General features: G+C 51.7%; 8 protein-coding genes and 8 pseudogenes. 1 reads left to right on the forward strand and 15 read right to left on the reverse strand.

Annotation, left to right across the window (positions count from 1 at the left end):
* Positions 1-97 precede the first annotated feature (97 nt).
* Both GC178_10450 and GC178_10455 read right to left on the reverse strand, forming a co-directional pair.
* Entirely contained in the window at positions 98-1,912 is a 1,815-nt protein-coding gene (locus GC178_10450; protein MBI1287988.1) for a T9SS type A sorting domain-containing protein, read from the reverse strand.
* Between the two features lie 322 nt (positions 1,913-2,234).
* A complete protein-coding gene (locus tag GC178_10455; GenBank protein MBI1287989.1) occupies positions 2,235-9,800 on the reverse strand; it encodes a hypothetical protein in 7,566 nt (2,521 codons plus the stop codon).
* A 222-nt stretch (positions 9,801-10,022) separates the two neighbouring features.
* On the opposite strand from GC178_10455, the gene GC178_10460 reads away from it, so the two are divergent.
* On the forward strand, positions 10,023-11,531 hold the full coding sequence (locus GC178_10460; GenBank protein ID MBI1287990.1) for a hypothetical protein: 1,509 nt from the start codon (positions 10,023-10,025) through the stop codon (positions 11,529-11,531).
* A 58-nt stretch (positions 11,532-11,589) separates the two neighbouring features.
* Here GC178_10460 and GC178_10465 read toward each other — a convergent pair whose 3' ends face one another.
* From GC178_10465 to GC178_10525, 13 genes and pseudogenes are all read right to left on the reverse strand, one after another.
* A complete protein-coding gene (locus tag GC178_10465) occupies positions 11,590-14,022 on the reverse strand; it encodes a hypothetical protein (protein ID MBI1287991.1) in 2,433 nt (810 codons plus the stop codon).
* 27 nt (positions 14,023-14,049) lie between these two features.
* The gene (locus GC178_10470) at positions 14,050-15,330 is read right to left on the reverse strand and encodes a YHYH protein (protein MBI1287992.1); all 1,281 of its coding nucleotides are present in this window, start codon (positions 15,328-15,330) and stop codon (positions 14,050-14,052) included.
* 10 nt (positions 15,331-15,340) lie between these two features.
* Entirely contained in the window at positions 15,341-15,811 is a 471-nt protein-coding gene (locus GC178_10475) for a hypothetical protein (protein MBI1287993.1), read from the reverse strand.
* Between the two features lie 18 nt (positions 15,812-15,829).
* The gene (locus GC178_10480; protein MBI1287994.1) at positions 15,830-16,750 is read right to left on the reverse strand and encodes a YHYH protein; all 921 of its coding nucleotides are present in this window, start codon (positions 16,748-16,750) and stop codon (positions 15,830-15,832) included.
* Between the two features lie 156 nt (positions 16,751-16,906).
* Positions 16,907-18,511, reverse strand: coding sequence for a hypothetical protein (locus GC178_10485; protein ID MBI1287995.1), 1,605 nt, complete (start codon positions 18,509-18,511; stop codon positions 16,907-16,909).
* A 42-nt stretch (positions 18,512-18,553) separates the two neighbouring features.
* Positions 18,554-19,165 (reverse strand): annotated as a pseudogene (locus GC178_10490) (DUF4082 domain-containing protein).
* Positions 19,166-19,183: 18 nt separating this feature from the next.
* Positions 19,184-19,426, reverse strand: a pseudogene (locus tag GC178_10495) (hypothetical protein).
* A gap of 129 nt (positions 19,427-19,555) precedes the next feature.
* A pseudogene (locus GC178_10500) lies at positions 19,556-19,810 on the reverse strand (hypothetical protein).
* 33 nt (positions 19,811-19,843) lie between these two features.
* Positions 19,844-20,095: pseudogene (locus GC178_10505) on the reverse strand (hypothetical protein).
* A gap of 27 nt (positions 20,096-20,122) precedes the next feature.
* Positions 20,123-20,290 (reverse strand): annotated as a pseudogene (locus GC178_10510) (hypothetical protein).
* A gap of 372 nt (positions 20,291-20,662) precedes the next feature.
* Positions 20,663-21,517 (reverse strand): annotated as a pseudogene (locus GC178_10515) (exosporium protein).
* A gap of 240 nt (positions 21,518-21,757) precedes the next feature.
* Positions 21,758-22,111: pseudogene (locus GC178_10520) on the reverse strand (hypothetical protein).
* Between the two features lie 336 nt (positions 22,112-22,447).
* A pseudogene (locus GC178_10525) lies at positions 22,448-25,396 on the reverse strand (collagen-like protein).
* Positions 25,397-25,420: the final 24 nt, after the last annotated feature.

The following is a 25,420-nucleotide window of genomic DNA, read 5'->3' on the forward strand; positions in this document are numbered from 1 at the left end:
AGATTCAACGGGATAAGCTGCTGTTTTCAAATACCTACAAGAGCAGACCGAAGAAGATCGCGCAGGGAATTGATTGTTGCCTATGAATCGGACACAATCATTGCTTCAGAACCACCAAGGTGGAGGTGACTTTCTCATTCGACAAACTGAGGATGTATTGACCTGATGGAAAATCGGCCAATGATGCCTGATAGGTGCTTCCTAGAAAAGTTTTATTCATTAGAAGCCTGCCATCCATGGCATACAACTGAAGGTTTTTCAGCCCTTCCCAGTCCTGACCTAAAGAAATGTTCAGATAGTCAATTGTAGGATTGGGATATAAACCAACCCCTATCTCTTCTTTTTCTGAAACGGACGTAAAGCCTTCTAAGCGTGCTATGTAATTGACGGTGGAGTCTTGGAACTCTCCTCCCACATACCATGAATCTTGAAACTTTAGCACTCTATTAAGTGGAGCCGAAAAAAGTCCATAAGGAGATAACCCATTGGAAATAGCAGAGTAAAGGCCCAGATTTGTTCCGAAATAGAGGCCGAATGGCTCCATTATGAAATCGCCTGCCAAAAACAATGACTGACCATCAAAGTTTCGAATGTCCCGAACCGATCGAACGGATGAGGTCGCGTTAATTAGGGGTTGAACCACTCCATTCAAATAGCGGAACAAAACGGGACCATTGGTTGAGGTTGCCCCATAGTAGCTAATTGAACCGCTTCGATAAACACACTCGATCGTATCGCAATTGAGATTTGAATAGGTTGTCGGCACATTTGTATAAGGAGATAACTCAAACAGATTTTCTGTAAGATAAGTGGAGTCTCCAAGAACGTAATGGGTTCTTATTGAATCGAAAGAACCGTAAACCGGGATCGGTAATGAACCGTCACCCATACCGGAAACATGTCCGAAAACCGTTGCCACCAGATTCCAGGAATAGTTGCCATTATTAATATTGAGTGAATACGACCATATTTCCACGGCTTCATCCAAAGAGTCGGGTTGAACAGCTAAATAATACCGCAAAGGAGCACCGTAACCAGTAACTCCTATGGCCTTTGGACGGTCCGGAACACCATGGGGAATGAACTGACCATCCGAATCCATACTGATGACCGGACAAGTATCCCCATCAAGTACAAAACGTCCGAAGAACGCCAGTTCCCCTGAATAGAAACCAAGCCGCTTCACTCTTCCAGCAAAGGGAACGATAAGAGGCTGTATGGAGGAGCCATCATAAGTGGCAAGACCCCTGCATAGAACTCCATCAACAGCATCAAAATCTCCCAGAATGTAAATCAATGAATCAGCTGCATTGTCAAATGTTCTGGCAACCACCATTTCTCTGACCGCTCCGTTAAGATCACCTGTCAACGGTGAAAAAACTGTCTCCACGGGGTAACTTGGCTGTATCCAAGCAAGTTCCTGTTCAGTAAATCCATATTGTTTTGCCCATGCTGCCACTCCATCAGTATGGATGTCCACGATATGGTCGTAATTGTATTCTTGCCGAATACGCTGTGCCAACTCTTCGTTTCCGCTTGCCTGCATCAGGTAACCGACAGCACAATGAGTCTGTTGATGATCAATGAAATAAGGGCGTCTTTCACTATGACCTAAATTCAATGGAAACTTTTCTTCATCGGCATAGTGCCACAGTTCGGTCAGAAGCAATTTTTTGGCCTTACTGATGTCAGAGTTCCCTAATGCAAGAATTACATTTTGTAAATGAAATTTAATACGCTCATTCTCATTCCTGAATCTTATTTGGACATCTGGAACCGCATTCCGGTGATTCGTCCATTGTGAATTAACCTCTAAAAGATGGTCATAGGCAGATGCCGTTTCTGTGGGTTCCAATGCCTTGACATGTGCTGCAAAAAGGAGCAAGACGAATGTGAAAACAATGCGTGCCATGGCTGAGGTTTTGTACGAATTTGGATAAAGGACCTTTCAACTCCAAACCAATTATGGCAGGAAAATTACACCTCTAAAACGCATGTTGTTGCTCTATTGCACTTCCAAGGAAACGAGAAATCTCTACCTTAAAACCAACCAATGGACTGAACTGATGAGACGCTTCCTATCGTCAGCGAAGCAGGTGGCGAGCAGCGAATGGAAGTGTGAGACCTTGCTTTATGATTAGGGTTGGGTGATGGAACGGTTGAATTGACCTGAATAAAGAGACCTCCAAGGCTTTGAAACCTCGGAGGAGATTGCTACTGGTCTCTCGACCCTATCATCTGGCCTTGATGATAAAATGCACGCCATAGTAGGGAGGCATGTTATTGTGAGCTGCCCCACCACCGGTGGATCCGGTGCTTTCTGTGGTTCCCGTGCCTGCGAAATCGGAGGCTCCGTTGTTGCTTCCGCTGAATGAGCGCTGTGTATATTCAAGTCCGTGGCTATGTGCGGGCATTTCATTGATGGTAAGCGTTACCTTCTCCTCACCACCCGTGCTTTTCAACGGCCGTGCAGTTTCACCGATATTGACCACATCCTGCGCTCCGAGCGGGAACCTTCTTCTCAGATCGGGCACGGAGGTGGCACTAAGAAGCGCGTTCAAGGCCGGATAGGTGGCAGGATCGAAGCTGCTGCCATCGCAGATCAACCAGCCGTCAGGTGGAGTTTCCGTTATCCACATCTGAATACAACCGACAGGTACAGCAGGTTGCCAACTGGCATTTCCGTTGGCATCGCTGGTAAGTACGCGACCGTCTGCCTCCGTGCCATCAACATATTGGAGGGTACCGACCACATCCAGCGTAGCACTTGGCGCAGATATGCCAAGACCCGTGTTGCCATTCTTCAAAACCACCAATGCATCCGATCTGCCAGAATTGCCTGTTCCATTTCCAACGGTTAAGAGACGGTCAGATGCGTTCCATCCCGTAGAGCTACTCGGAGTGTAGTTTGTATTGTAGCGACCAATGGTGGTTTCGTATGCGGACGGGGCCGTTGTTTCACTTCCCATGGCAGTGGAATAGTCTCCACTGGCCGCTGTATGATATCCGGTGGCGGTGGAATATTCACCGCTGGCTGTTGTTTGTACTCCCATGGCGGTAGATGCCCCCCCACTGGCCGTTGTCTGTCTCCCCATTGCGGTGGATGATCCTCCACTGGCCGTTGCGTCTCTTCCCATGGCGGTGGAAGCGTATCCACTGGCAATTGTATTGTTGCCCATAGCTGTAGTATAGGTATTACTGGCTGTTGTATAGCCCCCTAAGGCTGTGGAATAGTCTCCACTGGCCGTTGTCCCAACTCCCAAGGCGGTGGAGATATCACCACTGGCCGTTGCCAGATTCCCCAAAGCGACCGAACCATTTCCAGTAGCCTTGGTATTCTTTCCCATAGCAATACTGCTGATCCCGAGACTATCGGCATCCCACTTCGCACTTTGAACCTGTCCGGCCCGGAAAGCCCCCTTGCTTTTATCAAAGAAAAAACGGTTGTCGTGTTGGGTATTCCCGTCATCATCCAGTTGAGTTGAGCCGAAGACAAAATCGTCTGTGGTTGCATCTACCGCATTTCCCGGTAGCACAACTCCGCCAAGCGTATCGAAAACCATTGGAGAGGAAGTGGCCGCTTGCCATGTGGCCGTACCGTTGGCATCGCTTGTCATGACATAACCTGCCTGTTGGTTGCCGTCCACCATGCGGATGTTGCCCACTACATGCAGTTTATCGGCAGGAGTTGTGACACCGATACCCACATTGACCGCAGATGCGCCCGTTCCGCCCAGCACCAATGAGTTGCTGGCACCTACCTTGGCATTGGCCCCAATGGCCGTTGCATTGGTCAACTGAGTGGAGGTGGACAGACTGGCACTAAAGCCCAAGAACGTATTATTGCTTCCTGAAGTGTTGTAGTTGCTTCCTGAATTGTCATAACCGGCCCACACACCGACAGCTGTATTATGGCTTCCCGTAGTGTTCTCCTTAAGAGCAGACACTCCGACCGAAACATTTTCGAAACCCTCTGTGGTGTTGGTCAATGCCCAGAACCCCACACCCGTATTGCTATTACCTGTGTAAGAGAGTGCATTGCTTCCTACCGCGCCCGCACCTATGGCGGTATTGTTCACTGCATTTCCTTTGGATAATGCCTTGCTACCCACAGCTGTATTTGATGTGGCAGTAGTTACCTGCTGTCCGGAAGTGTAACCGATAAAGACATTTTCATTATTGGAAAGGTCATCGTTCTGACCGGCCGACTGTCCAATGAATATAGACCTTCCGGTATTCAATACATTCAACCTGCCTGCATTCATATTGAAGTACTCAACACCTGCCATATCGAACCGGATAATGTCCTCATCTGCACTTTCCTCCACTTGAATTTTGGTATCGCCATTGGCATCGGAAATAATGCTCATGGTATCGGTAGCAGACGCTTGATATTGTTGCCAACTCGCATTGCCACTGCCATCACTGGTAAGCACATAACCCTCAGCTTGTGTGCCATCCTGGTATTTAAACTTACCTACTATATGCAAAGTAGCATCAGGTGTAGAGATTCCAATACCTGTGTTTCCATTTTTCAGGACGACCAAAGCATCGGAAAGATTTGTAGAAGATGTACCTTTCCCGATGGTGAAGAGGCGGTCGGCTGCGTTCCATAAATTGGAATCAGCCGGAGTGTAGATGGTATTAAACCTTCCTATGGTGGTTTCGTATCCGGAAGGAGCCGTTGTTTGGTTTCCCATTGCGGTGGAATAGGCTCCACTGGCTGTTGTTACAGTTCCCATGGTAGTGGAATTGATACCACTTGCCGTTGTTTGATACCCCATGGCGGTGGAATAGGAGCCACTGGCATTTGAATTAATTCCCATGGCGGTAGAAGTGCCTCCACTGGCTGTTGTATGAAATCCTATGGCGGTGGAATTGTTTCCAGCAGCCGTTGCTTGATTCCCCGTGGCAAAGGAATTGTTCCCACTGGCCGTTGTATTATTTCCCAAGGCTGTGGAAGTAGTTCCACTGGAAATTGTATTATTCCCTATTGAGGTGGAATAATGTCCACTGGACATTGCACCTTTCCCCATTGAGATGGAATAGAGTCCACTGGCGGTTGTTACTGTCCCAATGGCGGTAGAATAGTCTCCATTGGCCGTTGTTTGATACCCTATGGCGGTGGAATAAGTTCCAATCGCCTTAGTATTGTATCCCATAGCAATACTGCTGGTTCCGAGACTATCGGCATCCCAATTCACGTTCGTAACCTGTCCGGCCCGAAAAGCTCCCTTGCTTTTGTCAAAGAAGAAACGGCTGTCGTGGTCCGTATTTCCGTCATCATTCAGTTGGGTGGAGCCGAAAACGAAGTCAGCTGTGGTTTCATTTACCGCACTTCCGGGTATGACCACACCACCCACGGTATCGAAAACCATCGGGAAGGAAGGTGTAGTAGCCGCCTGCCAACTTGCATTACCTGCACTATCGCTGGTAAGAACGTAGCCATCGGCCTGCGTACCATCAGCAATCTGCAAGGAGCCTTCCACTTCCACATCGCCATTGAAACGGAGCAGGTCATTGTCAAACTCTCCATATATCAAGGGGGTGGTAGAGTTTGAGTTTTCGATGTAAAGTTTGTTTGACCCCGTTTCATTCATTGCGGAATAGGTTCCGAGGAAAATGTTGTCTGAGCCATTGTTCGCTGCTCCGGACAGCGTTCCAATGAATATGTTGCCCGATCCCTGATTGGAACTGCCACTCAGGCCACCAATGGCCACATTGTACTGCCCTGATGAGTTGGAATGGAGGGCTTCCCGGCCAACGGCCACGTTGAAATCACCGCTGGACATGCTTTTCAACGACCTCATTCCAATTCCCACATTACTGACACCGACCCCTATGTCCTTTCCGGCCTCGTAACCGACCAGAACATTGAAAGAGCCATACGTAGGGGTCGACTGGCCAATGGCAACCGATCTGAATATGTTCTTCACCTGAATTCTGCCCACATCATCTATCACAAGCACTTCTTTTCCGCCCACATCCACACGGATGGTGTCCTCATCCGCAGTTTCCTCTACTTGGATCTTGGTATCGCCATTGGCATCGGAAATAATGCTCATGGTATCGTTAGCAGACGCTTGATATTGTTGCCATGTGGCATTTCCTGCACTATCGCTGGTAAGGATGTAGCCATCGGCCTGCGTGCCATCCTGGTATTTCATTTTACCTACCAAGTGGAAGGTGGTATCAGGTGTTGAGGTGCCAATACCTACATTGGCGTTATAGCCCAGCACTATACTGTTGCTTTTGGCGACCGTGGCATTGGCCCCAATGGCGGTGGCATTGGTGAGGTTGCCGCTGGCCACATCTGCAAAGTGTCCCACGGCCGTATTGTATGTTCCGGTAGTGTTTGAACCCAATGCCCACATTCCAAAACCTGTGTTATTCTCTCCGGTGGTGTTGCTGTAAAGTGATTGGTAGCCAAAAGACGAGTTGTTGCTTGCAGTACTGTACCTCTGCGATAAATTGCCGAAGGCACTGTTGGCAACACCATTCACATTATCAGCAAGAACCTCCGATCCGAAAGCACTGTTCTCATACGCGTTGGTGGCATTCTCCATTACTCTGTAACCTACCGCTGTATTATCGTTGGCCAGAGAATTACTCAATGCATTATAACCAATGGCCACACTTTGATAAGTTGATTCACCTTCCTTTAGCGCATTCTCGCCAACACCCACGTTTTGATTACCGTTGAAATAACTATTCAGGCCTGCATTATTGCCAATAAATACGTTACCTCCTGTATTGACCACTTCCAACCTTCCACTGTCCATCCGGAAGAACTCCGTGCCCGCCATGTCAAAGCGGATGATGTCCTCATCAGGGCTTTCTTCCACTTGTATCATGGTGTTGCCATCCGCATCCGAAATGATGCTCATGGTATCGGTAGCAGACGCTTGAGATTGTTGCCATGTGGCATTTCCTGCACTATCGCTGGTAAGGATGTAGCCATCGGCCTGTGTGCCATCCTGGTATTTCATCTTACCGATCAGGTGGAAGGTCGTGTCGGGTGTGTTTGTGCCAAGTCCTGCATTACCGTTTTTAAGTATGACCAACGCGTTGGCGCGGATGCTGGGATCTTGCCCGATACCGAATGTAAAGGCTGGGTCGGTGGGCACCCAAGCACTTGCCGACACCCCGGGTATAGTATCGTTAAAGCTGCCGAATACCATTTCCTGATACGAATTGGCAATCAGCCAATAACCGAGGGCGAAAGTTTGCGTGGCATTTAAACTGTTTGAGGCGCCCATACCGAACGACCAACCGGAATTATCGGTATTGGTTTCACCGATCACGTATGATTGATATCCACTTACGGTGTTGCCTCTGCCAAAGGCGTAACTGCGAAAACTGTTGACCGTGTTGCCGGCACCAAAGATGCCGGAACTGCCTTGGGCGTTATTGCCGGCTTCCAACGTGTTGTTGTAGCCCACAATAGTGGAGAACCGTCCATTGAGCTGATTGACATGCCCCAATACACTGCTGAATATGGAAGTGTAATCGGTCCCGACCGAATTGAACATTCCAATTGCAATTCCCGGAGCGGAGTTTACGCTGTCCATCAGACCGATGGCCACCGTTCCACTACCGCTTGCAAAGCTGTTGAGTCCGGCAGCAAAACCGCTACCCGTGGCGTAGTTGCTGTTGTTCTGATAGATGGCACTTCCGTTCACGATCCAGTCGCTATCGTTAATGGCCGAAATGGTATCGTTGCTGATGGTGATGTTATCGCCTGCAATGTATGTACCTGCTGGGCCTGTTGCCCCCGTTGCGCCAGCGGCACCTGTCAAGCCTGTCGGCCCGGTCACTCCTTGAATTCCCTGTGCTCCCGTTGGACCTGTCGCCCCGTCAGCACCGTTTGAACCGGCCGCTCCGGTCGGACCCTGTGGGCCTGTTGCGCCCGTTGCACCAGCGGCACCCGTCAAACCTGTCGGCCCGGTCACTCCTTGAATTCCCTGTGCGCCTGTTGGACCTATCGCCCCGTCAGCACCGTTTGAACCGGCCACTCCGGTAGGACCCTGTGGGCCTGTTGCCCCCGTTGCACCTGCGGCACCTGTCAAGCCTGTCGGCCCGGTCACTCCTTGAATTCCCTGTGCGCCTGTTGGACCTGTTGCCCCGTCAGCACCGTTTGAACCTGCCGCTCCGGTCGGACCCTGTGGGCCTGTTGCGCCATCGGCACCCGCCAAGCCTGTCGGTCCGGTCACTCCTTGAATTCCCTGTGCGCCTGTTGGACCCGTTGCCCCGTCAGCACCGTTTGAACCGGCCGCTCCGGTCGGGCCCTGCGGACCTGTTGGACCTGTTGCGCCACCGGCACCGTTTGAACCTGCCGCTCCGGTAGGACCCTGTGGACCTGTTGCGCCCGTTGCGCCATCGGCACCCGCCAAGCCTGTCGGCCCGGTCACTCCTTGAATTCCCTGCGCGCCTGTTGGACCTATCGCCCCGTCAGCACCGTTTGAACCGGCCACTCCGGTAGGACCCTGTGGGCCTGTCGCGCCTGTTGCGCCATCGGCACCCGCCAAGCCTGTCGGTCCGGTCACTCCTTGAACACCCTGTGCACCTGTTGGACCTGTCGCACCGTCAGCACCGTTTGAACCTACCGCTCCGGTAGGACCCTGTGGGCCTGTCGCGCCTGTTGCGCCATCGGCACCCGTCAAACCTGTCGGCCCGGTCACTCCTTGAATTCCCTGCGCGCCTGTTGGACCTGTCGCCCCGTCAGCACCGTTTGAACCTGCCGATCCGGTCGGACCCTGTGGACCTGTTGCGCCCGTTGCGCCAGCGGCACCTGTCAAGCCTGTCGGTCCGGTCACTCCTTGAATTCCCTGCGCGCCTGTTGGACCTGTTGCCCCATCAGCACCGTTTGAACCTGCCGCTCCGGTCGGACCCTGCGGGCCTGTTGCGCCCGTTGCACCATCGGCACCCGCCAAACCTGTTGGCCCGGTCACTCCTTGAATTCCCTGCGCGCCTGTTGGACCTGTTGCCCCGTCAGCACCGTTTGAACCTGCCGCTCCGGTCGGACCCTGTGGGCCTGTTGCGCCATCGGCACCCGCCAAACCTGTCGGTCCGGTCAGTCCTTGAACACCCTGTGCACCTGTTGGACCTGTTGCCCCGTCAGCACCATTTGAACCTGCCGCTCCGGTCGGACCCTGTGGGCCTGTTGCGCCCGTTGCGCCATCGGCACCCGTCAAGCCTGTCGGCCCGATCACTCCTTGAACACCCTGCGCGCCCGTTGGACCTGTCGCACCGTCAGCACCATTTGAACCTGCCGCTCCGGTCGGACCCTGTGGGCCTGTTGCGCCATCGGCACCCGCCAAGCCTGTCGGCCCGGTCACTCCTTGAACACCCTGCGCGCCTGTTGGACCAGTTGTCCCACCATTGCCCGAAGTTTCGGCATACAACGCATATGGCACCGAAAGCAATTGTGATACCCCCATGCTCTGGTAGTTCGTTCCACCTGAGGGATCCATGCTCACTTCCAGAAAATACGGGCCATTGCTCCAATCCACCGAGTTCAATGTGGATATGAGTGGAGTACCCGTACCTACGTGAAGATTGAAAAGCCCAAACTGGTTGGTGGTGGCAACATGGCTTTCACTGAAGATAATGATCCCTGTTGCGGTGGTCTGCCGAAGATCCATCCGCAAACCGATGTTCTGGTTGGCGAGGATGTTTCCGCCATTGTCTCGGGCAACGCCCTGGTAATTGAATGCCTGAGGCGCTTGCGCCATGGCATAATTAATAATTAGGAATGATGAATTGAGAATAAGGATGGTTAGGTAAAGAAGCTTTTTCATGTACGGGTAAGGCTTGATCAAATCGACCCGAAAGGTAGCCTCCACCTGCTACAACAAAGAGGAAAAAATCTCTCCTGCACCGAACGTTCAAGGTGTTCATTCCTCACAGCATTCCTATTATTACTGAATCGTCTATCTGTTTAGAAAGGATGAAAAATGACCGAACGTTCACAGCAATTCATTAGGGGTGGCCGAAATAACGATTAGGTTACATTTGGTAACATGAAACAGTCCGTTTCGCTTGAGACCTGGCAATTGGTGCATGGCATGACCGCTACCGAAAAGGCTTACTTCAAAAAGTCTTTGGTAACGCGGTCTGATGGAAAGTTGCAAACGGTGTTTGACATCATTAACCGATTGACGGAATTTGATGAAGCCCAGATGCTGGATAAAGTGAAGGCCGCGTACTCAGACACTTCTGCGGCCTATCGGTTGCTGCGCACCACCATCATGCGTTCTCTGGTGATGTTCCATGCTTCCAGTTCACCCACCTACGAGGTGAACATGTTACTTACCCAAGCGCAGATTGCCAGAAACAAACGGCTGTTCCCACTTTGTAAACGTTTGATAGACCGTGGTCTGAAACTGGTGGAGGAACAGGAACTGGAAATGCACCGCTACCTGTTCTGGGAACTCCGCAGCACCCTTCCGGTAACGGACCCTGAAGAAAAAAAGGTCATTTTCAAAAAGGACTACGAAAACAGACTGGCCGCCTCCGAATTTGCGCGTGTCAGTGCGGAACTGAGCCTAATGAAGTTCCAGCGGGATCAATTCAATCGTTGGCAACGCCTTTCGGTGGAGAGCTATGAAACATACAAGACAAGCATTTCGGAGGAGAAACTACTGAAGGATGCAGACCAGATGGAAAGCAAGGGTCATATGCGGTTGGCCAGTAGAATAAGGGCCAGCATGATGGCCCAGTACCACGCTTTAGGTTACTGGGAAAAATCGCTGGACCTCGGCCTGCAGAGCATGCCCAAGATAGAGGAGCTGGCCAAGACCTCCGATTTTCTATTCCGAACATGGTCCACTAACATGGGCAACATGATGGGGCTGGCCGTATTGGTCGACAGGCGCAGTACGTTCCTGTCTTTACAGGAAAAGCTCTCGGAAATGTGTACACTCCGTGGAGTTCAGGATCTGGAGGCCATGCGTAGCAACGTGTTTTTTCACATATCGGCAGATAAGGTGAAAGGCGGAAAACTGGATGAGGCATTGCGCGAACTGACCGACCTGCTCTCGCATGCGGCAAAGCCTGAGATGGGTCATTATTACGATGAATCTCTGGTAAGGCAGAACATTCAACTGATCCATTTTCTGAAGCAGGATTTCCATGAGGTACTGAAACAGTGCAGCGAATTCCTCTCTGACCAACACCTGCGTGCCGATGTGCGTTGCGAATATTCGGTAAGATGGTTGGATCTGGCCGCCACCTTCATGCTCAACGACCTGAGGCTTTTTCAAATGAAACATGGGTCGATGGAGCGTTTCATCAAAAAGAACGGTGTCGGGTTCTCATGGGAATCCGACATTCTGCGAATGCTGAAAAAATCCATGGAATCAACTCAAGAGGACGGAACACAATTATTCCGGCAACTTTTCGAAAACCTCCTCTCTCACAGGGAGGAGCTTCGGGTATGCATTCAAGAGTTCGACATTCTCACATGGGTCGAGTCGCTATTGAAGAATAGACCGATGATGGAGTTGGTGAAGGAGCGGTATTTGAAATAAAGAAAGCCCCTTCAAAATTGAAGGAGCTTTCCGATTTTCCTTAACCTAAAAGAGGATATTAACGCTGCGCTTTCAACCCAATGCCCAGTTGCTCTTCGATGCGTTGCAGACGTGCTTCGCTGACGACCTTTTCTGCTTTCAGCGCATCGTTCTCCGCTTTCAATTCCTTAATGGCCTCCACCAACAATGGAATGAAAGTGGAATAGCTCAAGCCATAATCTCCTCCTTCCGCAATACTCACTGCTTCTGGAACAATCGCTTCCACATCCTGTGCAATGAAACCCAGTTGATGGCGGTTGTCAAACACCATGTCTGGAAATTCCTTCGTCTTCCAATCATAACTGACGCCCTGTAGTTTCAATATCTTATCCAAGGCGGATCCGATCGGTGCAATATTGGTCTTATACTTCCTGTCTGATGCATTGACATAGGCACCGTTTCCGGCCACCTGACCATTTACCCGTAACCTGTAACCAGGACCATAATATCCCAAACCGACATTGCCGGCACTTGTGATCACCATCCGTTGCGCACCTGCTGTATTATCGTAAATGTGAAACTCCCCGGAATTCGGGTCACCGGTTCCTTGCACGCCCATAAAGAACTGGCCATTGGTGTTCTCGGCCACAAACCCCGCGTAACTACCGTCAGTTGCTTCTGCCCGATACCGCACCGAGGTGCCCGATGCGTGTACCAGATCGCTCGGTGAGCTGGTCCCTATACCAACATTCCCGTCCTGCTGGATATGAAAGATCCCATCCTCCGTGTAACTCTGACCGATAAAGAAGTCTGATTCGCTTGAAGTTGACTCATTCTGGACCGCCATGTACCAATTTTGAGACTGTGAACGGATCGTCAGATTTTCTGAGTCACCATCATAATCGGTACTTCCTCCTCCCACCTCAGCGTCTCCGTTGACATTTAGCGGAGCAGAATAGGTTGAAGTGTTTATGCCCACATATCCATTATCGCCTATATAGATGCCCTGATCGTTACCGTTGTTGGTGATCCAGTGATAGTTTGTAGTGATATTTCCCTCGACATCCAACTCACCATTGACACGGACAAGGTCATTATCGAACTCCCCGTAGATCAATGGACTGGTTGATGCACTATTCTCGATGTAAAGTTTATTGTCGCCACTCTCATTCCTTCCTGCTCTGTACCCCATGAATACATTGCTGGACCCCGTGGCATTCTCTCCTGCCTGAAGCCCCATCACGGTATTGTTACTTCCGGTCAGATTGTTCTCAAAGGCCTGTGCTCCAACCGCTGTATTTCCACTACCGGTGGTGTTCAGGTTCATGGAAAGGTCACCAAATGCCGAGTTGTTGTCACCCGTTGTATTTGCTTCAAGGGCCTCGCTTCCGAAAGCATTGTTGTAGTTGGCCCCAGAGGTTTGGGTTTTCAGCGTATTCAAGCCAACCGCATTGTTGTAAGCACCTGTTGTGTTATTTGTCAGTGAAGCAGCACCGATAGCAATATTGTCATTCGCTGTGGTATTGTGATACAATGCCTGATAACCCAACGCGACATTGAAACTACCTGTCGTATTGGAAAGCAATGTTCCGGTACCTACGGCAGTATTGGGTGATCCGCTCGTATTGTTCGTTCCTGAATTATTACCGATGAAAACATTCTGGTTGTTGCTTAGATCATCACTGGCTCCGGCACCGCTTCCAATAAACACGGAGGCACCTGAATTCAAAACTTCAAATCGAGGCCCGTTCATTACAAAGTACTCGGTACCTGCCATGTCGAACCGGATCATGTCCTCATCGGTACTTTCCTCTACCTGAATCTTGGTGTCGTTGTCTGCATCGGAAATGATGTTCATGGTGTCCGATAAAAAGGTTGCGGAAATCGTATCGTTGCTGATGGAAATGTTATCTCCGGCAATGTAGGTTCCTGCCGACCCGGTCGGACCGGTTGCGCCCGTGACCCCATCTGCCCCATCATTTCCATTCGCACCTGCGGGGCCTGTCGGACCTGTTGCTCCTGTGACACCATCCGCCCCATCATTTCCATTCGCACCTGCGGGGCCGGTCGGACCTGTTGGACCCTGAGAACCACCACCCGAATTTTCCGCATAAAGTGCATAGGGAACCGAAAGCAACTGCGATACGCCCATGCTCTGGTAGTTGGTTCCGCCAGTCGCATCCATACCCACTTCCACGAAATATGGACCTGCCGACCAATCAATGGCACCGATGGTTCCGGTAACCGGAGTTCCGTTCCCTAATTTGATGTTGAAGATTCCGAGTGCATTTGTGGTGGTGGTGTGGGTTTCGCTGTAAACAACTGTGCCCGTTGAGGTCGTTTGACGGATATCCATCTGCAACCCGATGTTCTGATTGGCAAGGACGTTCCCGCCATTGTCGCGCGCAACACCTTGATAGTTGAACATTTCGGGCGATTGCGCTTGCGCTGAACCAAAAATCAAGAATGATGAACTAAGAATAAGGGTTGAAAGGAATAGGAACTTTTTCATGGCAGATGTATTTGGGTGGGGAATGAATTATCTGATCACAACTTGGCGCGTGTTAAGAATTTTCTGGTCTGAGCTGAACACAACTGTATATGCACCTTTAGCGAAACTACTCAAATCGAAGGCGGCAACCGTTGTTTGAATATTATCTCTCAAGATCTCGCGTCCCTGCGCATCGAAGATCGCCACACCAACGGTTTCGGGCCGTTCTGAAGTGACCTGGAAAACCCCATCTGTAGGGTTGGGATAGATCGCAAACAGGTTTTGGGATTCATCCTCTACCGAAGTGACCACATACTGGCAATTGCCATTATCAACATTTGCGTTTGCATCATAGTTGGTGGCAAAGGGATCCATGCAGCCATATACTGCAGCCGCACAACTGGTGCTGGCCGTGGAATTGGGACATGATGGTCCGGGACCGACCCGGAACGAATGATCCACATACGTTCCTTTGAAACAGCGTGGGATGTACGGATAATTGTCGGTAAGCACATAGTAATACGTTCCGTAAGGATAATCGGGCGTTACGCCATAGCGGCCATTGCACTCGTCCAAGTCAGTAAGCGTGTACTCGTAATCCTCATAGTAGTTGCCATCGTAAGCTCCATCGGGCGCAGAAACGCCATCGCCTGGCCGCTGGCCTGATTTGAGGCTGTAACCCGAACTGAGCGCAACAACGGTTCCTGCATTTTCCGGGTCTTGATACACGTATTTGTAATAGATGGGAAAACCATCGGCCGCATAACCTACAATGGGCGAATGCGAACTACCATCTATACCAAGATCGTTCACAAAATAATCTGTCGGGATGGCGTGGTAGTGATATTCCCCGAACGGATTCAAATGGCCACCGTTCAGCGTTCCCATGTTCTGTCCGATCTGGTTGGTGGTGGAGGCGGCCTCCTCATGCCAATTGACATTGTTTTCGCCTGTGGACGTGTTCTGAAAAGTGACGGCCGAATTCGGGTCGTACTTCACGCCATTGATAGAGACACCGAACTTGTAGTTGTACGTGCAGCCGACCGTGGTCTCCACCTCTTCATAAAGTGGCGTGAAATCAGCAGCCGTGTCAGGATGCGCGCACATGTAATACGTGTAATCGCCTGCTGTGGTGGTGAACTGTGGCTGATTGTAGTTGTCCGAGTGATCGGGGTAGTTGTTCGAATAGGCATAACGAACAGCACCTGCCGTATCGATACATACCGCGTTGGAACTTTCGTTGGCGAAGATGGCGGTGGTGTTGCACGTGGTCTGCGCCTTCGCGAGAAACACATTCAACACAAGTGTAAGTACAAGTAACTTTTTCATGATGGTGGGTTTAGAAGTTGGCTGTAATAGATGGTTTGGATGTATTTAGCTGATAGTGTTTTATCGCACCATCAACTGACAGTTGCAGTCTTATCAATGCGTGACTGTTCAAATGGAACAGGTATGAACTCATGACATCCAATTTCTTGATGGTTTCCTTCATTGAGGTCTGGTAGGTGATCACCACGGAGCTTTGCTCCAACCGCTGATCGACCTTCTTTAGTTCGATGGATTTTCCATCAGCGGTCAATTGCAGGTTCTGCAGAAAATACTCGCCCGCACATACCGACATCATTTCCTGCGGCCGGCAATCGGCATCCTTCTTCAGTCCGAGCGCCAGATAGCGTTTGTCGAGCACCGCGATAACGGTGAGTGTTTTCCCTGTCTGATCGATCTGAACATCACCCACCACCTCATTGTGAAAATTGGGATTGGCAGCAAGAATCGTGAGCGAAAAAGCAAACAGGAATCCGTGTATCATGTCATTGGAATTAACTTTTTACAACCCGACCTTGAAATTCTCCGAAGGCGTTCCCACGAAACATCTCGGCACCGAAGGAAACTCATCCGTAATGTAGTACACGTATGTTCCGTTCGGGTAATTAGGTGTCTTGCTCCAGCGGCCATTGCATTCGTCCAGATCGCCCGTGCCTTCCACATATTCGTAATCGGCCACGTACGTACCGTCATAGCCGCCATCAGGCGCAGAAACACCGTTGCCAGGTCTGCAACCTTCCTTGATGGAATAGCTGGATGTGAGAGCCACAATGGAGCTGGTGGTGTCATTCGGGTCTGAATAGCCGTACTTGTAGTAGATGGGAAAGCCATCGGCCGCATAACCGAGCAAAGCGGAATGGCTGGTTCCGTGTTCAATGGTATTGATGTATTGCTCAGGTGTGCCGTGATAATGATAACGGTTCGGGTCGTGCGCATTATTGCAGTCGTAGATCAGGTCGGTGTTTTCGCTCAGCACCTCCAAGTTCCACTCGTAATTGAGCGCTCCTGTTGAGGTGTTCTCCCACGGTTCATTGGCCACAGGATCGAACGGAACACCCGTGACGGCAATGCCGAAAATGTAACCCAGATAACCTGAACTGCCCGTGTAAGAAGTATTGGCCACCTGCGTTACCGAACCGGACTGCACGGGAACTGCAGGAACAGTGAATGTTTTCTCATTGGCAATGGGATTCCCAAGCACTTCGTGCGGAGGAATGTAGTTGAAGGTGATGGACCGATCGGCCCCGCTCACCGATGTTTCGAACACACTGGTGGTGGTTGGCGTGTTATTGCAGGCCATGCCGTTATTGATGTTGTACGTGTCATCGTTGGTGCAATCTGCAGAATTGTTCTTGTTGCACGATAGAAGTCCGATGGATGACAGCAGAACCCCGACCGTCATTCTTTTGAGTAGTGTTCCCATGATGATTTGGTTTTAGATAGTTCATCAAAGTAAACAATGACCGGTTCGGAAATTTTTACACTATTCCAATCGATCGTTATAAAATGAAAAGCCCCGCCTCCCTTCAATTTCGCTCAGGGTACAGGCGGGGCCATCTTCACAACAGATCGTTTACTGCTATTTTTCGGCTTTCAGCCCGATCCCAAGCTGTTCCTCAATGCGCGCAAGTCGATCGGCATTCTTCGATCTTTCTGTTCGCAGTTCAGCTTCCAATCTGGCAATGCGGTCTGCTTGCACAAGCGACATGTCCATAGGCGTTATGCCCACCTTCACCAATCGCAGTTCGGTTTTTTCCGATGTCTGCCATGCCTGACCGACCACCCGTTTCATATCATCCGAGGTCAGTTCATCGATGGAACGGGCTACGCCAATTCCCGCTTCATCCGAAGCCACGATATACTGGCCGGAGATAACGGGTCCGCGCACCATTACGTAGACCTGACCTACAAATGCCACGAGTTCAAATTCATCCTTTGCATCAGACGGCATGTTTCCGATAACCACCGGTTTGGCGCTTACCGACATGACGCGGTCAACATCTCCATTGCTATCCACCAGCTTGCCATTCTTCACACCTACCAGTTCTCCCGGTCTGTAGCATTTCGCAGGGTCATACTTCTGAATGTATTCCGCATAGTCTGCACCCGAAGACTCCAGTACAATTCCATCCTTGTTCATGAAACCGTAGGAATCGTCATCCCAGTCAACTTCATCGTATGCATACTGCGTAGCTCCACCGCCATCACCATGAATGCTTCCTATTTCGCCAGAACCATCGTTGAAGGAAATAAACTTGTTAGATGATCCCGCAACGGCTGCACCAACAGTCAATGACAGAACATCCGCATCAGAGCCCGTATTTGAATTGGAAAAACCTGCCACACCGCCAGTTGCGCTGCTGTTGGCTGCCAACAGTCCCTTGGCCAATACAGATCCCTGATAATTGGAGGTAACTATGGTAGCATCCAATTTCTGGTATCCGATGCTACCATCTGCTAATTTATATCCGGTGATCGTGCCATCATCTATCTTGTCTCCGGTAACGGCATAATCGGCCAACTTGGCGGTTGTGATGGAACCATTGTCGATGTTGACGCTTGTAAGACCTGAGCCATCACCTACAAAAGCATTGGCGGTGACCGTTCCCATGTAATTATTGGTCACCACGGTATTGTCAATACTGAAGGTTGTGCCACTCAAATTCAATCCCGTTCCATTACTGTAGGTGGTATCATCATTGTCATCAGCGGCAGGTGCCCAAGCAGAACCGTTCCATTTGAGTACCTGACCGGATGTTGCACTTGCCTGCGTAAGTGCAGAGGGTGAAAGGTTGGTCAATGCTGCGCCATTGCCGGAAAACGCAATCGCCACAATGGTCGAAGTGTAGTTACTTGTAACCACCGTGCTTGCAATAGAGAATTCGTTCGAAGTAAGGTTCAGACCAGTACCGGCCGTGTAGGTAGGACCAGAAGGTCCGGTCGGGCCTGTTGCTCCAGTAAGACCTGCGGGGCCAGTTGGACCGGTTGCTCCGGTCAATCCATTGCTTCCAGCGGCACCCGTTGGGCCGGTTGGACCCGTGGGACCGGTAGCCCCGTCATTTCCGGTTGCTCCTGTCGGGCCGGTCGCTCCCGGGCTAATCGAGACCCAAGTGGCCGCAGCTCCCTCAGAAACAACCTTGACATGCGTGTGGAAAGATATGCCGGAATTACAACTTCCCATCATTCCAAACAGCGATCCGGGAAGTGCCGCAAAATTGTAGGTGCTGCTCTGATACGTGTAAGTGCCCAGGCAACCTGAAGAACTGCTGGTTGAAATATAGTACGTGTTGCCCGCTGTAACTGCCACGGGCGTGCTGAAGGTCCACGTGTTCCAACCAGCGGAAGTAGTAATAGAATTACTGGTTCCAAATGTGTTCGGGCTATCATTGCAATCGCTCAATGTTCTACCGTCATAAACGGAAAGGGAAGCAGTTGCGGAGTTGTAATTCCAAAGTTCTATCTCTGTGATCACTCCTGATACATCAGGTACAAACACTTGAAGCCAACTACTGTTATTGACACACTGTCCGGAACTCCACAGTCCATCGCTCACACCCTGACCATAAACGGTCGTATCGTTCGGTGCGGCTTCGGCCGTACACACTTGCATCAGGCCATCGCTAACGTTGAATACCTGCATCCCGGCCTCCGCAGTCAAAGCATCCCGCTGTGCAGTTGTTAAGCGTGGAGGCAAGAACGCACCATCCGTACCGCTCAACTCAAGAATAGCATTGTCATTCACGGTAGATGTGCCGATGGCAGCATGGTTCGTGGTCTTATCATACACGAACTCCGCATCTGCGCCTGCACTGCCTCCATCGTTGAAGTTGACCTGCATATCTGAACCGGCAATTGGGCCTGTAGCACCAGTGGCTCCCGTTGCTCCGGTAGGACCGGTCGCTCCATCTGACCCGTTAATTCCTGCCGTACCTTGAGGTCCTGTTGGACCAGTTGCACCAGTTGCTCCATTGCTTCCGTTTGAACCTGCGGCTCCTGTAGGTCCTGTTGGGCCGGTGGCTCCAGCTACTCCGGTGGGTCCTGTGGGACCAACTGCGGAACTGAGTGACTCATTGGAAAAGGTACCCGTGGAAGGGTCCATGGTCAGCACATACTGTTCCGAACAGAACAATTGAAATATCTGAAGTGTCCTGCTGGCCGGGGCTCCGTTATTCACCGTATAGGCATAGTTGCCCGAAACAGTGATGTTTTCCCCCCAACCTGCGCTGATGTTGTTGACAAGACTCGGAGTTGTCGGGTCTGTATTTATATCATAGATGAGCAACTTGTTGAAAGAGGTGACAAATGCGTAGTTGCCCGAAACCGCAATACTGCCCAGACTCGTATAGCTCGGTGTCAATGTGGTCGTAACACTGAGCGAAGCCGGATTGCTTATGTCAACCACTTTAATTCCGGCAGGTCCATCTGAACCGTCAAATGAAACATAGGCATAGTTGCCTTTTACACCAAGATCCGGGTAATGCACGGGTGGAGCTCCAGTATTGGTTCCGAGTACCAAGCTGCCCGATACAGATGGTGATGCTGGGTTACTTACGTCAACAGCCCATATCTTATACTCACTGTCCGTGTCAAAATAGCTGGTGGTGATGTATGCATAGCCGTCCGAAACCGCAATTCGTGGTTTTTCCCAATAATTGAAACCATCAAGGTTGAGTGCACCGACCTGGGTGATTGAGCTTGGCGTGCTGATATCAAAGATGGTAATGGCATACTGCCCGATCGTATATAAGTAGTTGCCGGAAACGGTCAGATCAAAACTGAATACGCTTTTGGATGCCACTTGAACTGGCGATGCCGGGTTTGAGAGGTCAAATACCTTCACCGAGCCGTTTATGGACACATAAGCATAACCGTCAGCCGCAGTGATATTCCAAGGCAAACTTCCGGTTGAGACCGTTGTCACAAAGGAAGGTGAGGACCTGTCTGACACGTCATACACCCTCATATTGGCAGAGTTCTGGTCTGTTGTGTAAGCGTAGTCGCCAGATACCGCAACTGACACAGGCAAAGTACCGGCAGCTATCGAGCCAACCGATGTGGCACAGGATGGATCAGGCTGAGGGCCATTCCCTGTTCCGAACAGTGCGTCAAAATCAAACGCCTGCCACGTAGCATTTCCGTCAGCGTCTGATGTCAAGATCTTCGAATCTCCTTCCGTTCCATCCTTCAGTCTAAGCGTTCCCTCCACGTGCAACTTGGCACTTGGGCTTGTGGTTCCTACGCCAATATTGGTTCCATCATTGTGCAGATTGCTAACCGCTACCCAATCCGTTCCATTATGCCTTAATGTCTGCCCATCCGTTCCGGCCACCAAAGGACCGGTGGCCCCTGTTGGACCAGTTGGGCCATCTGCACCTGTGGCTCCCTGAGCTCCTGTTGCTCCATCTGACCCGTTAATTCCTGCTGTACCTTGAGGTCCTGTTGGACCTGTTGATCCGTCTGATCCGTTGCTTCCGGCCGCACCCGTGGCTCCCGTTGGACCAGTGGCGCCTGTTGCTCCATCAACTCCGTTCGATCCTGCTGCTCCGGTCGGACCCTGCGGACCTGTGACCCCGTCAGCACCTGTGACCCCTTGGATGCCTGTTGCCCCCTGTGGGCCTGTGGCTCCCGTAATTCCCTGTGCCCCAGTTGGACCCTGAGCCCCTGTTGGTCCGGTAACCCCTTGAATCCCTTGGGTTCCTGCGGATCCCTGTGGGCCAGTTGCCCCAGCGGGACCTGTGGGACCTACGAGCGAAGAGGTCGATTGCCATGAGGCCATGCCGTTGGCATCGCTGGTCAGCACATAGCCGTCCGCCTCGGTTCCATCCTGATATTTCATTTTTCCCACCAAATGGAATGTAGTGTCGGGTGAATCTGTTCCTATACCCAACTCTCCGCTCTTCAAAATGGTAAGCGCATTGGAACGTACAGAAGTGGAGGTACCATTGCCCACCACAAATATCCTGTCGGCAGCATTCCACCCGAGACTATCATTCGGAGTATAATCCGTATTGAATACACCCAAAGCCGTTTCTCCGAAAGATCTGGCCAAGGTATTTCCGCCCATTGCCGAAGACATTAAACCTCTTGCCGCAGTTTGGTATCCCATTGAAGTGGCGTAGGTGCCACGAGCTACTGTAGAACTACCCATTGCCGTGGAAAATGTCCCGCTGGCAATGGTGTTGTCTCCCATCGCTGTAGCGTACGTCCCACTGGCAGTTGTGCTGCTTCCCAAGGCTGTTGAAAATGCCCCGCTGGCCGTTGTTCCATTTCCCATTGCGGTGGTCGAGAATGAACTTGCAGTAGTTTGATAGCCGAAGGCGGTACTGGCTGTTCCTCCTGCTGTGTTGTTGTAGCCCATTGAAATAGCAAATGTTGAACTTGCCGTGCTGCTGGCCCCCATAGCTATGGAATACGGACCACTTGCCGTGGTTCCAGCCCCCGTAGCAATGGAATAAGTTGCACTTGCTGTGGATCCAGAACCCATTGCCACAGAAAAAACACCACTCGCTGTAGTTCCATAACCCATAGCGGTAGAGAATATGCCAGTTGCCACGGTCTGATATCCTGTTGCAACAGAATATGTTCCGCTTGCTTTTGTGTCAAGGCCAGTAGCAAAGGAATAATCTCCCAAATTGCCTGAATCCCAGACATTGCCGCTTGCCGCACCAGCCCGGAATGCACCTGAAGATTTATCGAAGAACATGCGTTTGTCATGGCCCGCATCACCATCATCATTCAATTGCGGAGAGCCGAACACAAAGTTGGTGGTAAGCATGTTTGCCATACTGGTATCCAGTCTTACTGTGTCTCCATAAAGTTCAAATATGGATGCCGTAGAATGTGGCCCGGCCACGTAACCGAGAGCAGCTATCCCTGCCGAGTCTATCTGTGTATCTTCCACAGATGCCAACCAACTTGCATTGCCATCAGCATCGCTGGTAAGCACGTAGCCATTGGCCTGAGTTCCATCCTGATACTTCAGCTTGCCTACTAAGTGAAATGTAGTATCTGGTACAGACGTACCGATACCAATATTGATTCCATCATTAAAGAGGTTTCCAACGGCTTCCCAATCGCCACCATTGTTTCTTAAGGTCTGCCCATCTGTACCTGCTACCAATGGGCCTGTTGCACCTGTCACACCTTGAAGTCCCTGCGGACCCGTGGCTCCTGTTGCTCCGTCTGCTCCTGTCGGTCCTTGAACACCTTGTATTCCTTGTGAACCTGTGGCTCCCGTTACTCCATCAACTCCGTTCGTACCTGCTGCACCTGTTGGGCCTTGAATACCTTGAAGTCCTTGCGGACCTGTTGCTCCTGTTGCTCCTGTTGCTCCGTCAGCACCAGTCGGTCCTTGAATGCCTTGGATTCCCTGGGGACCTGTGGCGCCTGTTGCTCCATCTGCACCTGTCGGTCCCTGAACACCTTGTATTCCTTGCGGACCTGTGGCGCCTGTTGCTCCATCTGCACCTGTCGGGCCCTGAACACCTTGTGTTCCCTGCGGGCCAGTAGCACCAATTGCTCCATCTGCACCAGTCGGGCCTTGAATACCTTGAAGTCCCTGTAGACCTGTCGCGCCTGTTGCTCCATCTGCTCCCGTTGGTCCTTGAATACCTTGAAGTCCCTGCGGACCTGTGGCTCCTGTTGCTCCGTCTATTCCATTTGTACCAGCGGCTCCTGTTGGGCCTTGGATTCCTTGAAGTCCCTGTGGGCCTGTTGCTCCTGTTGCTCCGTCAGCACCAGTCGGTCCCTGAACACCTTGCATTCCTTGTGGACCTGTTGCTCCTGTTGCTCCATCTGCTCCTGTCGGACCCTGAATGCCTTGGATTCCCTGTGGGCCTGTAGCACCAATTGCTCCATCCGCTCCCGTTGGTCCTTGAATACCTTGAACTCCTTGTGGGCCTGTAGCACCTGTTGCCCCGTCTGCGCCTGTCAGACCTTGAACACCTTGAATGCCTTGCGGACCTGTCGCACCCGTTGCACCGTCTGCTCCTGTCGGTCCCTGGATTCCTTGAATTCCCTGCGGACCTGTAGCGCCCGTTGCTCCGTCTGCTCCAGTCGGTCCCTGAACACCTTGGATTCCTTGCGGACCTGTTGCTCCTGTTGCTCCGTCAACTCCGTTCGTACCTGCTGCACCTGTTGGACCTTGAATACCCTGAATTCCCTGCGGGCCTGTGGCACCTGTTGCCCCATCAGCACCTGTCGGTCCCTGGATTCCTTGGATTCCTTGTGGGCCTGTGGCGCCCGTTGCTCCGTCTGCACCAGTCGGTCCTTGGATGCCTTGAGGTCCCTGTGGACCTGTTGCACCAATTGCTCCATCAGCACCTGTCGGCCCTTGAATACCTTGGATTCCTTGTGGACCTGTGGCACCTGTTGGGCCATCCGCTCCTGTCGGACCCTGAACACCTTGAAGTCCCTGTGGACCTGTAGCTCCTGTTGCTCCATCTGCTCCTGTCAGGCCCTGAACACCTTGGATTCCCTGCGGACCTGTTGCTCCTGTTGCTCCGTCAACTCCGTTCGTACCTGCGGCACCCGTTGGACCTTGAATACCCTGCGGGCCTGTAGCACCAATTGCTCCATCAGCACCCGTTGGGCCTTGAATACCTTGGATTCCTTGTGGACCTGTTGCACCTGTTGCCCCGTCTGCGCCTGTCAGACCTTGAATGCCTTGCGGGCCTGTGGCTCCTGTTGCTCCATCTGCTCCTGTCGGTCCCTGAACACCTTGGATTCCTTGCGGACCTGTTGCTCCTGTTGCTCCGTCAGCACCTGTCGGTCCTTGAACACCTTGAATGCCTTGCGGGCCTGTGGCTCCTGTTGCTCCGTCTGCCCCTGTCGGTCCTTGAACACCTTGAGGTCCTTGTGGACCCGTGGCGCCTGTTGCTCCATCTGCACCTGTCGGTCCTTGAATACCTTGGATTCCTTGTGGACCTGTTGCACCTGTTGCTCCTGTTGCTCCATCTGCTCCTGTCGGTCCTTGAATACCCTGAGGTCCCTGCGGACCTGAGGCACCTGTTGCTCCATCAGCACCAGTCGGCCCCTGAACACCTTGGATTCCCTGTGGGCCTGTGGCGCCCGTTGCACCATCTGCCCCTGTCGGACCCTGAACACCTTGAAGTCCCTGCGGACCTGAGGCACCTGTTGCTCCATCAGCACCAGTCGGCCCCTGAACACCTTGGATTCCCTGTGGGCCTGTGGCGCCCGTTGCTCCGTCTGCCCCTGTCGGGCCTTGGATTCCTTGAAGTCCTTGGATTCCCTGTGGGCCTGTTGCTCCCGTTGCACCTGTTGCTCCATCAGCACCTGTCGGGCCCTGAACACCTTGAATGCCTTGCGGACCTGTTGCTCCTATTACTCCATCTGCACCCGTTGGTCCTTGAATACCTTGGATTCCTTGCGGACCTGTGGCTCCTATTGCTCCATCTGCACCCGTTGGTCCTTGAATACCTTGAAGTCCCTGCGGACCTGTGGCACCTGTGGCACCTGTTGCTCCGTTAGCGCCCGTTGGTCCCTGAATACCTTGCGGACCGGTAGCGCCCATTGCTCCATCAGCACCCGCTGGGCCTTGAACACCTTGGATTCCTTGCGGACCTGTGGCACCTGTTGCTCCTGTTGCTCCGTCAACTCCGTTCGTACCTGCTGCACCCGTTGGTCCCTGTGGACCAGTTGCACCTGTTGCTCCATCAGCACCCGTTGTACCTTGGATTCCTTGAACGCCCTGTGGACCTGTGGCTCCCGTTGCTCCATCCACTCCTGTTGGGCCTTGGATGCCTTGTGGGCCTGTGGCGCCTGTTGGACCGGAAACCACATCTCCCGTTGACTTGGCGTAAAGTGCATAAGGCACACTCAGCAACTGACTGGTTCCAAGAATGGTGAAGTTGGTCCCTCCAGACAAATCGGCCTTGGTCAATATATAATGTGATCCCGCACCCCAATCAATCGTAGAAAAGTCTCCCAGAAAGACATCCCCAGCACCGATCTCCAATGATGCCAAACCGTTGGCATTGGTGGTAACGGTATGCGTTTCTATATAGACCGCTGGGCCAGTACTGCTTCCCTCAAGAATACGGACCTCCATTCCAATCGGCTGATTGGTGACCAG

It is taken from the genome of Flavobacteriales bacterium, from assembly GCA_016124845.1.
Classification (GTDB): Bacteria; Bacteroidota; Bacteroidia; order UBA10329; family UBA10329; genus UBA10329.